Raw genomic sequence first — 12,783 nt, 5'->3', positions numbered from 1 at the left:
TCACGCCTCCAGCCCGATGCGCGCGAGTTCGTAGGAGTTGGTCGGTTCCAGTCCCACGTCGCTGATTCGAGTCCGGTAGGCGAGCACCGAGTTCGGGACGAAGGCCCACATGCTCGGCCAGGAGTCCCACACGACCTGTTGCAGCTCGGCGGTGATCACCTGTCGCCGGTCGGGGTCGACCTCCGCGTAGGCCTCGTCGAGCAGCGCGACGACTTCGGGGTTGACGTAGCCGTGATAGGTGTCGCGGGTGCGCTCTCGCTCCGGGGTCCCGCCGTACATCCCCTGCAGGATCGGCAGCGCGGCGCCCACCGGCGAGGCATAGCCGTTGCCGAGGATGTCCCAGTCGCCGCCGCGCCCCTGCCGCCACTCCGAGATGTCGCCGCCGGGCTCGAACTGCCGAAGCCGGACCGACACGCCTACGTCGCCGAGCATCTGCACCACCGCCTCCATGACGGTGGTGTCGCTGGCGAACTCGCCGGTCTCCCAGATCAACGTGAGGTTGAGATCGCCGTCGGCGATCCCCTCGGCCTCCAGCATCTGCTTGGCCCGCCGGGGGTCGTAGGTGTACTCGCCGCACACGACTGATCCGTTGAGCGTCTCGGCCACCGGCCCGCGGGCGGCCTCCACCGAGCCGGCGAGGATGTCCTCGGCGAGCCGTCTGCCGTCCACCGCGAAGGACAGCGCCTGGCGAACGGACGCCCTGGACAGCGGATGGTCCTCGGGCTTGCGGAAGTTGTAGAAGAGCTGGTTGAGCCGGGTGCCCTTGACGTGGTCGATCTGGATGTCCGCGAGCCCGCGCAGCTGTTCGGCGGAGTCGGGGCTGATCGTGTCGATGATGTCGATCTCGCCGGAGCGCAGCGCGACCACGCGGTTGGACTCCTCCGGCATGAACCGGACCTGCACCTGGTCGACCCGAGGTCGGTCGGCCCAGTAGTTCTCGTTGCGGCGCAGCGTGTAGTCGCCGGTGCCCCGGTTCGAGGCGGTGACGGTGTAGGGGCCGCTGCCGACGCCGGACTGGAGTTCCTCGGGGACGTTGGCGGCCGCAGGCGTGATCAGGACGTTGGCCATCAGGTAGTCGAGGACGGGCAGCGGGCGGTTCGTCTCCAGGGTGAAGGTGCGCTCGTCGATGGGCACGACCGCAGGCCATTCCGGGAAGAACGCGGCCAGGTAAGAGCCGCTCACCTGCTGGTACATCGCCAGCGCCGTCTCGATGTCGGCGATCTCCAGCGGAGTGCCGTCGGAGTAGCGCACGTCCTCCCGCAGCCGCACCGTCCACTGGGTCGGCGCGGTCAACTCGAAGCGATCGGCCAGCACCGGGATCGGTGCCAGGTCCGGGCCGATGCGAGTCAGGCCCTGCCGGACCGCACGCTGCACCGTGACCGCGGCGTCGAACTGGTTGAGCTTGTTGTCGAGCGAGACGAGCGACCGATTGAGGCCGAGCGTCACCGAGCCGGGCGGCGGTCCGCCGGTAGGACCCGCACATCCGGAGAGCGCACCTGCGGCTACGGCGCCGCCTGCGACGCCCAATGCCTTGAGCAGCGTTCTCCGGGACATCATTGTCTGCATTCGCCAACCTCCGTTGCCCTCGGGCGCCGTCGCCCGTGGAGCACCACCTGCTGGAGCGCCACCCTAGGCACGCTTGCGTGATATGCGCAACACCGATAGCGTGATTCGCGCAGAACACGTGACAGATCGGGCCGAGAGGAGGTGTCCATGAGACCAGGGAGACCACGCCTGGCCTTGTGTGATGACCTCAGCGGCGCAGCTGAAGCGGCACTCGCCCTGAGCGGCGGTCACGATGAACCCTCGGCGCGGCTCGCGCCACCGGTCGGCAATATTGCGCGTTTCGCGCAAGATCTCGCGGCCGAGGGGTCCACTGCGACGGGGCCGTGTGCGATCGACCTCGACATCCGACAGTCCACTCCGGACGAGGCCCGGTCGGCCGTCGGCGCCCTGACCCCGCGTTCCGGACCGCTGTTCCTCAAGATCGACTCGCTGCTGCGCGGAAACGTCGCACCGATGGTCTGGGGCCTGCGCGATCGACGCGACAGCCTCATCGTCTGCACGCCCGCGCTGCCGGCCGCAGGTCGGGCCACCGTCAACGGCCGAGTGGTGTTCGCCGCACACTCGCCCGTTCCCGGACCGGGAGAACCGCGCCCCTCCTCGATTCAGGAGGCGCTCGGCGAGCTGCCGACCGACCGATTCGGCCTCGACACGGTCCGCTCAGCCGGACTCGTCGCAGGCCTGGCCGAAGCCGCCAGGACCCGACACATCGCGGTGTGCGACGCGGAGACCGACGCCGACCTCGATCTGATCGCCGCCGCCTGCGCAGGCGTCCCCGACGTGATCGCCGTCGGGTCGGCAGGCCTGGCGGCGGCGTTCGGCAGGCTCCGGTCCGCAGCCGAACCCGATCCCGCGCCCGTGCGCGCCTGCGGCGACAGCCCGGCCGCCCGTCCCTCGGCCGCCGTCCTGGTCGTCGTCGGCTCCGCCGAGCCCGGCGCGCGCAGGCAGGTCGAGATCCTCGAGCACGCGGGCGCGGCGGTCGTCCTGGTCGATCCGACGACCCGACGCGAGACCGGCTCGTGCGTCCGAGCACGGCTCGACCACGGCTGCGTCGTGCTCGCCGTCCGGCAGGCGGCGGTCGCGCCCGACGAGATCGACCCCGGATCGGGCCGGCTGATCACCGACCACCTCGCCGCGATCGTCCGAAGCGCGCTGGCGGAGCACGACACGCCGGTCCGCCTCGCGCTGACCGGCGGCGAGACCGCCCGCCGGGTGCTCGACGCCCTCGGCGTGACCCGCCTCGATCTGCTCGGCCAGGTCCATCCGGGCGCCGTGCACGCACGCACCGACACCCACCACGAGATCGTGACCCGTCCCGGCAGCCACGGCGGCCCGGACAGCCTGCTCACGATCGCCCGTCATCTTCGTCATACCGATCATCAGGAGGACCCGTGAGCTCCCCAACGCCCGTGATCGCCATCACCATGGGGGATGGAGCCGGCATCGGCCCAGAGGTCGTCGTCGGCGCGCTCGCCACCCAGACCGTGTACGAACGGTGCCGCCCGCTGGTGATCGGGGACGCGCAGCGCCTGCGTGACGCCGCCCGGCTGATGGACGCACAGGTCGAGGTGGTCGCGGTCGAGTCGGTCGACGACGCCCGGTTCACCCCCGGTCGCATCGACGTCATCGACCTGGGGCTGCTTCCTGCGGACCTGCCCTGGGGCGTGCTGAGCGCGACCGCGGGCGACGCTGCCTACCAGTACATCCGGACCGCCTCCGAGCTGGCGCTGGCGGGAAAGGTGCAGGCGATCTGCACCGCGCCGCTGAACAAGGAGGCCCTGCACGCCGCAGGTCACCTCTACCCCGGCCACACCGAGATGCTCGCCGCGCTGACCGGGACCGAGGAGGTGTCGATGATGCTCTCGACGCCGAAGGTCAAGGTCATCCACGTCACCACCCACATCGGCCTGATCGCCGCCATCGCCAAGATCGAGCCCGGCCTGGTCGAGCGGACGGTCCGCCGAGGCCACGAGGCGATTCGCGCCTCCGGCGTGGACAGCCCGGTGATCGGCGTGTGCGCGATCAACCCGCACGCAGGCGAGAACGGCCTGTTCGGCGAGGGCGAGGAGGAGGAGAAGATCGTGCCCGCCCTGGAGAGGCTGCGTGCCGACGGCATCGACGCGCGCGGACCGCTCCCCGCCGACACCGCCTTCTTCCTGGCAGGCCGTGGCGACTACGACCTGATCGTGGCGATGTACCACGACCAGGGCCACGGGCCGGTGAAGGTGCTCGGCATCGAGGCAGGCGTCAACATCACCGTCGGCCTGCCGGTGATCCGCACCTCGGTGGACCACGGCACGGCCTTCGACATCGCGGGTACCGGCACCGCCGAGGTCGGTAGCATGATCGAGGCGCTACGCCAGGCAGCCGACCTGGCGCCGGTCGCCGTCAGCTGAGAGGGACGAGCGCGTGCCCCGTGATTCCGAGCTCCGTCGGGAATCCATCGTCCAGATGGCCACCAACGGCCTTGCCAACGTCGACGAACTCTCCGCGCACTTCGGCGTCACCGCGTCGACCATCCGCCGCGATCTCGCCCAGCTCGAACGATCCGGGGCACTCGCCCGCACCTACGGCGGCGCGATGGCGCTCGTCGCGCATCCCGAGTCCAGCCTGCGCCAACGGGTCGGCGAGCAGTTCGAGGCGAAGCGGGCCATCGCGCGCTGGGCGGCAAGCCGGATCGGCGCCGGGGAGACGGTGCTGCTCGATGCGGGCACCACCACCGGCGCGCTCGCGCACGAACTGCACTCGGTGCCCGCGCTCACCGTGGTCACCACCGGGATGACCGCCCTGCAGGAACTCGCCGTCTCCGACACGGTGACGGTGGAATGCCTCGGCGGCGTGCTCCGGCCGAGAAGCCTCGGCTTCATCGGGCCGCTCGCCGAGGCCGCATTGGAACGCCGCACCTTCGACCGGGTCTTCCTCGGCGCCGACGGCGTCACCGCGCAGGAGGGCATCTGCGAGGCCGACATCCGGCAGACCCGGCTCAAAGAGCTCATGGCCCGTCGCAGCGACCGCGTCTACCTGCTCGCCCACGGCGCCAAGATCGGCCGACGGCCCTTCCACGCCTGGGCTCCGATGCCCTCGCAATGGACGCTGGTGACCGACCTCTCCGCGCGGGAGGCCGACCTCGAGCCGTTCCGCGACAGAGGAGTGACCGTCGTGGTCGCCGATGCCGACGGTGTCGCCGTCCCGGCACGCGGCGAAGCGGGTCGCACCGACCGGAGGCAGGCCGCCGAGCCTGCGGAACAGGCCGACTGACCGTCGCGGCCGTCGGCTCACCGAAGATCCGCCGAGCCTCCCGGATCGGCGACGGGCCGCGATCCGACCGATCGGCCTGGGCACGGACGGCGAGTCGCCGAGCGAGACGGGTTCTCGGCTGGGCCGGTGCCGAGCCTCGGCCTTCGACGGCTCGGCTCCGCATCCTGCCCCGGCGGGAGAGCGATTCCGGGGAACGACGTCTGTTCACCTGGGCCTGGTGATCTCCGCGCCTCTCATCGTGGGCGAGGAGTCCGGCTGGTCGACGCCGGAGCGGCCGGGGCAGGGCCCTGCCGACGAGACCGGCACTACAGCCCGACCGAACGCCGCAGGATGTCGCCCAACTCCCCCTCGTAGGAACTGTCCAGCGCACTGACGACGCCCTCGAACGGGCCGGGCCCGTACTTCAGTCTGCTGACGTGGTTCTCCGGCAGAAGCACGCGATCACCCAGCTTCAAGGCAGGCGTTCCCCGCCAGCAGTACGCATATCCGCCCACCTCGACGATCTGGTGTCCCTGGGCCTGTCGGGAGCGCCTGCCCCCGTCGAGTCGACGTCGGGACTCCGCGAGATCCTGCCGCAGGCGCTCGACCACGCCCTTCATCGATCGCGAACCGGAGTCCTGTCCGGCGGAGAACCCCTCCCGCCAGCCGCGTCCGTACGCCGCCGCGAGCGCCCGGTCGTGTTCGTCGGCGTGAATTCCACACGCGAGGTCGTAACCGTGCAGCCTCGACCGACACGGCCGCCCGGATCGGGTGGGCCGCCCACACGTGCGGAGGTCGAACGACTGGTCGCGCATGATGCACCGTCCTCCAGGTCGCTGCGGCGGCAGAGACCGAGTACTCCGCGCACTCGGTCCGGTGAATCCTCGCCACGCTGTGCATCGCAATCCCGTGTCAGCGCGTTGCAATGCAACCCCAGAGTGTGATCACAGTCCACCGATCGGCCCAGTACTGGGGCCCAAGCAACGCCCGGTCCCGTCGGCACGGACCCGCCAGTCACACCCGACGACCTCCGGCCACGCCCGAGCGCTGCCCGCGTCCGCCGCGCACTGCGGAGCGAGCCGGTTTCCCGAGCGCGCCGAACGTACGGCACGCCCGGCCTGCGTAGACCCGAGCGCGCGGAACCACACCGCCAGGAGGGGGTCCGGCGCCCGCCCGCCGAACACGCGACCGGGCCCCGGCATGAATCGCCGAGGCCCGTTCCGTGTCATCTCACCGCCCGGGTCATCCCGACGGACGGCCCCGACTGCTCACTCGCCCGCCTGCTCATCCGCGCCGGGCTTCCTGCGGCGCGTCAGCACCAGTGCCGTTCCACCGCCCGCCAGCAGGACCACTGCGGCGACCACCAGCCACACCGTGCCCGCCGCGCCGGTGTTCGCGAGCCCGGTGGCTCCGGCGAGGGCGGGCGGCTGGGTGCCGGGCGCCCCGCCGGGCGGCGTGGCCTGGTCGACCGGTTCCTCCCCGTCCGCCCCGTCGTCGTCGCCACCACTACCTCCGGAGCCGTAGTACTCCTGTTCCTCGGCGGCGTCGATCTCGGCATCACCGGACAGCGGCCGGAACCGGACGATCTGCGGATCGTGGTCACTCGCCTGGTCGGCGAACTCGGCGTTGATCCGCACCGGGTCGTAATCGGCCCGGGTCGACAGGTTTCCGCTGACCAGCAGGTGATCCAGCGCCTGAGAGTTCCCGTCGAAGACGTACCCGTAACGCTCGGTCGCGGGCAGGCCGTTCATCGGGTTGATCAACACGTCGGACTCGGTGAGGGTGCCGAGCACCGGGGAGAACTGGAAGTCGTTGAGGTCCCCCACCACCAGCACGTTCGCGGCCGGGTCGACCCGGGCCACCTCGTCGACGAAGCCTCGGACCGCCGCAGCCTGCTCCAGCCGCTGCACCTCCGACGATCGGTTCGGCGGCTGGAAGCGGCCGTGCAGGGCCTGATCGCCGCCCTTGGAGGCGAAGTGGTTGGCGACGACGAAGACGTTGCGATCCTCGAATTGGAACTGCCCGACCAACGGCTTGCGGCTGTCCGCCCAGGCCGCGTCGGCCGGATCGATCCGACCCGGCGAGACGCTGAGCGCCGCACGATCGTCCTCGTCGGTGGTCACCGCGACGGCGGTGTCGGCGTCGCCGCCCGGCGTGTCCACGAAGGACACCCGCTCCGGATCGAAGAGGAAGGCCACTCGGATGTTGCCGCCGGGCTGTCCGCCGTCCTGCTTGTCGTTCGGGTCGATCTGGCGCCACTCGTAGTCCGGCCCGCCTGCCGCCACGATCGCCGCCGCGAACTGATCCAGCGTCGCCGCCGCGCTGACGACGCCGTCGTCCGTCGGACCGCTGTCGTCCTGGATCTCCTCCAGAGCCACGATGTCGGGCGAGGCCAGGTTCTCGACCACGCCCGAGGCGAGCCGGTCGAACTTCTCCTGGTCGTCGGCGGGCGAGAGGTTCTCGACGTTGTACGTCGCCACCGCCAGCTCCCAGGACTCGGCGGACCTGGTGACCTCCCTGGTCAGTCCGCCCGAGACGTGCTCGCCGAGGCTGGTGGCCCTGATCAGATAGCCGCCGTACTGCGAGTAGTACAGCGGTCCCTCGGTGACGCCCGCCAACTCGTCGCCGACGTCGGCGATCGGAAAGGCCCGCTCGTCGGAGGGGATGAGCGACTCGATCTTCAGCCTGCCCGTGTTGGCGTCGTCGTAGCCCTGGTAGACCGTCCCGCCGCGCTCGCTGCGGTTCTGGTCCGGCTTGGTGGTCACCCACAGCGCGGAATAGGCGTCGGTCGGGCCGACCACGGGCGCGTCGACGACCCGGACGACCATGCTCTCCCGCGAGGCGTAGAAGTCGAGCGCGTACTCGGCGGGCTCCAGTTCCAGCCCTTCGATGTCGCCGCCCGAGGACGGTGCCTGCGCGAGCGGCACGGCATCGGCGTCCAGCAGTTCGGCCTCGGGCAGCGGGTTTCCGCCGGAGAGCACCGTCCACCGTGCCGCGGCGAGCTGGGTGATCGACTGGGCGGCGCCTGCCTGGCCGCCTGCCCGGTACTCGTCGACCCGGCCGGAGACCAGGATCTCGTCGCCGACCGCGACGTCCGGCGTCGTGTCACCGGTGAAGACGAAGAGGCCCTCGCTGGTCCGTTCGTCGCCGTCGCCGTCGACGTCCTGGAACCAGAAGCCGCGGGCCGAGCCGACGGAGCCGACGGCGGTGACCACTCCCGGCACGCCCTCGACCTCGTCACCGAGATGCGGCGAGGTACGGGTGACGCCCTGGATGTCGTGGATTCGGAGCTCGCCCGGCTCCTCGGGGCCGGGCGGCACCTCCGGCTCCTCCGCCTCGCCCGGCGCCTCCCCTGCCGAGTTCACCGGCGCAGGCGTGCCGACGGTGAAGTCGGCGGCGTTGTCGTCGGTGTCGGTCAGCTCGGCGTCCCGCCTCACCGACGAGGTGTTGTTCGTCGCGGGTGCGGGCGTGCCCTCCCGGACCTCGGCCGAACCCCAGCCCACCAGATCGACGATCCGCTCGTCCTCGGCGCAGTCGGCAACGGTGCGGCAGGTGAGCGGCTCGACGTCGCGCACCAGGGCGACGGTGCCGGTGCTCGCCGACATCGGGATCGAGCCGACGGCGTCCGGTGCGGGCAGCTCCACCGATCCGCCCGCACCCCGACTCTGGGCGATTAGGAAGCGGCCGCCCGCTTCCACGCTGCCGGTGAGCGAGGTGACCTGCCATCGGGACGTCGGTCCGGGCGAGGCGGTCAGGTATTGCACGCTCCAGTCGTCCACCGCCACCTCGGCGGCCCCTCGATTGCCGAGGGTGACGAAATCGGTGGTCAGGGTGGCCCCGGAATTGCCGCCGCCGCCGTAGACCTCGGCGATCACGACGTCGACCGACTGCGCCGAGGCGACCGGCACCAGCGCGAGGCCCGCCGCGACGGCTAAGCCTGCCGCCGCGCCCACGCAGGCTCGGCGCCGAGACCGGCGCCGGGATGAAGACAAGAGACTCACTCGATCCTCCCAATCGGGGAGGAGCCGGGGCACCGCCAGACGTGCGGCGGCCGACGGCCTGGCTCCTAGGGGTCGAGGAATCTTCACCCTTGCGAGTGAACGCGAGGAAGACTACGCAGAAACTGATGCACCGGCCGCTACCGGATCGTTGTGATCAAGTCACGAACAATGCCGATGACCTGGCGCGGCGACGCCCGGGCGGCCCCGCATGCGGTTCCGGACAGCAGCGCAGGGACTCAACCGGGCAGGGCGAGGCAGCGGGCAGTCTCTTCGACGCCGCCGAGGTCGACCGGCACCGCGTCGAGCAGGCGAAAGCCGTACCGGGTGTACAAGGCGACGGCCGCTCTATCGCGAGCGATCACGTCGAGCACCGGATGGAGTCCGTGTCGACGCGCGTGGGCGCAGGCCGCGTCGAGCAGCAGCGCCCCGACACCCCGGCCTCGGGCGGCGGGCGAGACGAAGAGCCTGCTGATGCCTGCCGGGCGCGCGCCGGACGGGCCCACGTGTCGGAGCCAGGCCCGCCCCGCGATCTCCTCGTCCGCAGCGACCAGCGCGACATGGCCGAGCAGTTCATCCGCAACGGGCCCGCACGCCACCCAGGAGCCGAGGAGCAGCCCCGGCGACCGCACCCAGCCGGCCGGGTCCTTAAGAGCCTGTCTTTGATCCTCCTCCGTCGTGAGCGGGGATCAGCGTGGATGAGCTGCAAGGCGGAGGAAGGAGACATAACGGAGTTATGTTGACTGACGACAACGCCGCAGATCGCCGCGCTGGCCCCGCGCAACAGGAAAGTGGGGATTAAAGTCAGGCTCTGAGGCCACACCGTCGGATAGCCGTCGGCACGGTGCACGTCCGCCAGCATCGTCACGCAGCCGTCGAGATCCGCAGATCGTCGGGTCCGGATCAGAACCTCGCCGCCCTTTCGACGACGAACGGCTACTGCAGTTCTTCGACCAGTTCGCAGGTGTGGGCGACCGGGTCAAGTCCGTTGGCATGCGTCGCCAGCCGTTGCAGCAGGGTGCGGAAGAGTGCGGCGTCCTCGCCCAACGCGCCGAGCACCCGCAGCTCGACATGCCGCAGCGCTGCCTGTCGGTCCGTCCACAACGCACGGCCCTTCGGCGTCGCGACGACTCGGCGGCTGCGCCGATCCGCCGGGTCCGGCTGGCGTTCGACGAGGTCCATCTTCTCCAGGTCGTCGATCAGATACGTCAGCACGGTCCGATCGATGCCGAGCTGAGCCGCCAGCGCGCCCTGGTTGCCTCCGAGGTCCTGCACTGCCGAGGCCAGTACCTGGTGACCGCGCGGGCCGCCGGGAATGTCCTCCAGAACGGCGTGGGCCGCCTTCACATGCGAGCGGAAGACGACGCCGAGCGCCCAGCCCAGGTCGTCTTCGAGCGCGGCATCGCACGCGTCATCGCGAGCCGGTTCCGCTGCGGCAGGAGTCGCCATGAGAGCCAGCTTACCCCCGCGAAGGCATCCATCTGATGGGAATATGTTCTGCGTAGGATAACGTCTGATAGACAACACATCTGCACAGCAGATCAATCTCGATGACCTAGGAGCCGTCCATGTCCCTGTTCCGTCTCGATGCCAGCATCCGTCCCGAGGGCTCGGTGACCAGGGAGATCGCCGACGCCGCACAGAGCGTCTGGCAGGACGCCAGGCCGGGCCTGCCCGTCGTGCGGCGCGACCTCACCGCCGACCCGATCCCCTCGGACGTGTGGGCCTCGGCCGCCCTGTCGGGCTTCGTGCCCGTCGAGGAGCAGAGCGCGGACCAGCGGGCGGCCCGCGCGCTGGCGACGACGCTGGCCGACGAACTCGTGGCCGCCGAGGCGTACCTGTTCGCCGTGCCGCTCTACAACTACGGGGTGTCGCAGCACTTCAAGACGTGGGTCGACCTGATCCTCACCGACCCGAGGCTCGGCCCCGGCGGCGAGGAGGCCATCGCGGGCAGGCCCGCCGTGCTCATCACCGCACAGGGCGGCGGCTACGGTCCTGGGACGCCCAAGGAGGGCTGGGACCACGCCACGCCGTGGATGGTCCGTGCCCTGTCCGACGTCCTCGGGCTCGACCTCCAGGTCAGCGCTGCGGAGCTCACCCTCGCCGAGGTCACCCCCGGTATGGAGGGGCTCGTCGACATGGCCAAGGCGTCCCGCGACGCCGCACGCGACCTGGCTCGCACCCACGGCCGTTCGCTGGCAGACCGGATCGCAGGCGCGTCCGTCTGACGTGTGAGACACCACCCGCCAGCCGAAGGAGAGACAGATGACCGACTACGGGCACGACCTGCGCTTCGGGACGTTCCTCACCCCGAACGCCGGGCGGGCCGTCCAGGTCGTCCAGCTTGCGCAGCTCACCGAACAGGTCGGACTCGACCTGGTGACGGTGCAGGACCATCCGTACCAGTCGAAGTTCCTGGACGCCTGGACGCTCCTCTCGGTGATCGCCGCAGGCACCGAGACACTGCGGGTGGCGCCCAACGTCGCGAACCTGCCGCTGCGACCGCCCGTGGTGCTGGCCCGCAGCGTCGCGAGCCTGGACATCCTCAGCGGCGGGCGGGTGGAGCTCGGCCTCGGCGCGGGCGGATCGGGCGAGGCGATCGCCTCCATCGGCGGCCCCACGCTCGGCGTCGCAGAGCGGGTCACCGCCCTGGAGGAGGCGATCGAGATCATCCGAGGCATCTGGGCGCCGGAGGGCGGCCGGGTGCGGGTGGCGGGCAGTCATCACCGGGTGCCCGGCGGGCGGTCGGGGCCCGCGCCCGCCCATGACGTCGGGATCTGGCTCGGCGCCTACAAGCCTCGGATGCTGCGGATGACCGGCCGACTGGCCGACGGCTGGCTCCCCAGCAGCCCCTATGCCGCGCCGGAGACCCTGTCGGCGATGAACACGGTGATCGACGAGGCCGCGGTCAAGGCGGGCCGATCACCTGCGGAGATCACCCGGCTCTACAACATCGCGGGCACCTTCGGACGCGACGACGGCACGTTCCTGCACGGACCGGCATCGGTCTGGGCCGAGCAGCTGGCCGAGCTCACGCTCACGGAGGGGATGAGCACCTACATCCTCGCTACCGACTCTCCGGAGGAGATCCGCCGGTTCGCCGCCGAGGTTGTCCCCGCCGTGCGCGAACTCGTGGCAGCCGAACGCACCCTCGTCCGATCGTCGTCGGACGGCCGGGCGCCGGGCGGACCCGACAGCGGGCGGGGTGACGGAGGCGACGCCGCACGAACCGAGCACACCCCCGTGCGCGACTCGGCGCCGCCGAGGGCGACCCCGCCCGCCCGCGCCTCCTCGGGCGGCGGCCTCGCCGTCACGCCCACCCCGGACGACGGCGTCCGGTACAGCAGCCGCAGTGCCTGGGACGAGTCGACCAGGCCGACCGGGCCCGCACCCGATCCTGACCGGCGCTACACCGCGCACGAGCAGGCGGCGGGCAGGCATCTCGTCGACGTGCACGACCACCTCCGCCAGGAGCTCGCCCAGATTCGCGACCTCGTCCAGCAGGTCGCGGCGGGAACGCTGGACGCAGGCAGCGCCCGGTCGCACATCAACACGATGACGATGCGGCAGAACAACTGGACCCTGGGCGTCTACTGCGAGTCGTACTGCCGGGTCGTCACCACGCATCACACCCTCGAGGACGTGAGCGTGTTCCCGCACCTGCGGAAGGCGGACCCCCGGCTCGCCCCGGTCATCGACCGGCTGAAGGAGGAGCACCACGTCATCCACGACGTGCTCGAAGGGCTGGATCGCGCGCTGGTCGCCTTCGTCGCCGATCCGGCGAACGGAATGAAGAACCTCCAGGCCGGTGTCGATCTGCTGACCGACACGCTGCTGTCCCATCTGTCCTATGAGGAACGCGAACTCGTGGAGCCGCTGGCCCGCCTCGGCTTCACCTGATCTCGTCCGCCTCGGCGAGGCAGCACGTCGGGCGGGCTCGATCGTTCACGCACCGTCGAGGCCGGCCCGGTCGCCCGCTGCGAAG

Annotated in this window: 10 protein-coding genes; 5 read left to right on the top strand and 5 right to left on the bottom strand. The window is 70.9% G+C overall.

Annotation, left to right across the window (positions count from 1 at the left end; all coding sequences use genetic code 11):
- Positions 1–1,557 carry an ABC transporter substrate-binding protein gene (locus tag UA74_RS00905; protein WP_232237588.1) on the bottom strand — a complete coding sequence of 519 codons (1,557 nt, stop codon included), beginning with the start codon at positions 1,555–1,557 and terminating at the stop codon, positions 1–3.
- A gap of 156 nt (positions 1,558–1,713) precedes the next feature.
- Between UA74_RS00905 and UA74_RS00900 the strand changes: the two genes are divergently transcribed.
- Genes UA74_RS00900 through UA74_RS00890 form a run of 3 tightly spaced genes read left to right on the top strand, consistent with a single transcriptional unit; the run spans position 1,714 to position 4,821 of the window.
- Positions 1,714–2,958 (top strand): nucleotide-binding domain containing protein, encoded by a 1,245-nt coding sequence (locus UA74_RS00900; protein WP_075763692.1) that lies wholly within the window; start codon positions 1,714–1,716, stop codon positions 2,956–2,958.
- Complete coding sequence (pdxA, locus tag UA74_RS00895) at positions 2,955–3,959, top strand: 4-hydroxythreonine-4-phosphate dehydrogenase PdxA (protein ID WP_198042894.1); 1,005 nt, start codon at positions 2,955–2,957, stop codon at positions 3,957–3,959. The genes UA74_RS00900 and pdxA overlap by 4 nt, the downstream gene beginning before the upstream one ends.
- Positions 3,960–3,972: 13 nt before the next feature.
- The gene (locus UA74_RS00890) at positions 3,973–4,821 is read left to right on the top strand and encodes a DeoR/GlpR family DNA-binding transcription regulator (protein ID WP_083682827.1); all 849 of its coding nucleotides are present in this window, start codon (positions 3,973–3,975) and stop codon (positions 4,819–4,821) included.
- Between the two features lie 305 nt (positions 4,822–5,126).
- Here UA74_RS00890 and UA74_RS00885 read toward each other — a convergent pair whose 3' ends face one another.
- The 4 genes from UA74_RS00885 to UA74_RS00870 form a co-directional block, all read right to left on the bottom strand.
- On the bottom strand, positions 5,127–5,615 hold the full coding sequence (locus UA74_RS00885; RefSeq protein ID WP_198042893.1) for a hypothetical protein: 489 nt from the start codon (positions 5,613–5,615) through the stop codon (positions 5,127–5,129).
- Between the two features lie 453 nt (positions 5,616–6,068).
- Positions 6,069–8,801, bottom strand: coding sequence for an endonuclease/exonuclease/phosphatase family protein (locus UA74_RS00880; protein WP_232237587.1), 2,733 nt, complete (start codon positions 8,799–8,801; stop codon positions 6,069–6,071).
- A 236-nt stretch (positions 8,802–9,037) separates the two neighbouring features.
- Positions 9,038–9,430: a GNAT family N-acetyltransferase gene (locus tag UA74_RS00875; protein WP_075738028.1), complete on the bottom strand. Its 393-nt coding sequence runs from the start codon at positions 9,428–9,430 to the stop codon at positions 9,038–9,040.
- A 304-nt stretch (positions 9,431–9,734) separates the two neighbouring features.
- Complete coding sequence (locus tag UA74_RS00870) at positions 9,735–10,247, bottom strand: MarR family winged helix-turn-helix transcriptional regulator (RefSeq protein WP_075738026.1); 513 nt, start codon at positions 10,245–10,247, stop codon at positions 9,735–9,737.
- 119 nt (positions 10,248–10,366) lie between these two features.
- On the opposite strand from UA74_RS00870, the gene UA74_RS00865 reads away from it, so the two are divergent.
- Entirely contained in the window at positions 10,367–11,026 is a 660-nt protein-coding gene (locus UA74_RS00865; RefSeq protein ID WP_075738024.1) for an FMN-dependent NADH-azoreductase, read from the top strand.
- 37 nt (positions 11,027–11,063) lie between these two features.
- The gene (locus UA74_RS00860) at positions 11,064–12,698 is read left to right on the top strand and encodes an LLM class flavin-dependent oxidoreductase (RefSeq protein ID WP_075738022.1); all 1,635 of its coding nucleotides are present in this window, start codon (positions 11,064–11,066) and stop codon (positions 12,696–12,698) included.
- Positions 12,699–12,783 lie beyond the last annotated feature (85 nt).

The sequence above is a fragment of the Actinoalloteichus fjordicus genome (assembly GCF_001941625.1).
Lineage (GTDB): Bacteria > Actinomycetota > Actinomycetes > Mycobacteriales > Pseudonocardiaceae > Actinoalloteichus_A > Actinoalloteichus_A fjordicus.
The sequence above is the reverse complement of the archived record's forward strand: the minus strand, read 5'-3'. Positions and strand labels throughout refer to the sequence as shown.

Coding starts and splice junctions, on each gene's coding strand:
- UA74_RS00885 (WP_198042893.1), bottom strand. CDS start 5,615: ATGCGCGACCAGTCGTTCGACCTCCGCACGTGTGGGCGGCCCACCCGA.
- UA74_RS00900 (WP_075763692.1), top strand. CDS start 1,714: ATGAGACCAGGGAGACCACGCCTGGCCTTGTGTGATGACCTCAGCGGC.
- UA74_RS00860 (WP_075738022.1), top strand. CDS start 11,064: ATGACCGACTACGGGCACGACCTGCGCTTCGGGACGTTCCTCACCCCG.
- UA74_RS00870 (WP_075738026.1), bottom strand. CDS start 10,247: ATGGCGACTCCTGCCGCAGCGGAACCGGCTCGCGATGACGCGTGCGAT.
- UA74_RS00905 (WP_232237588.1), bottom strand. CDS start 1,557: ATGATGTCCCGGAGAACGCTGCTCAAGGCATTGGGCGTCGCAGGCGGC.
- UA74_RS00865 (WP_075738024.1), top strand. CDS start 10,367: ATGTCCCTGTTCCGTCTCGATGCCAGCATCCGTCCCGAGGGCTCGGTG.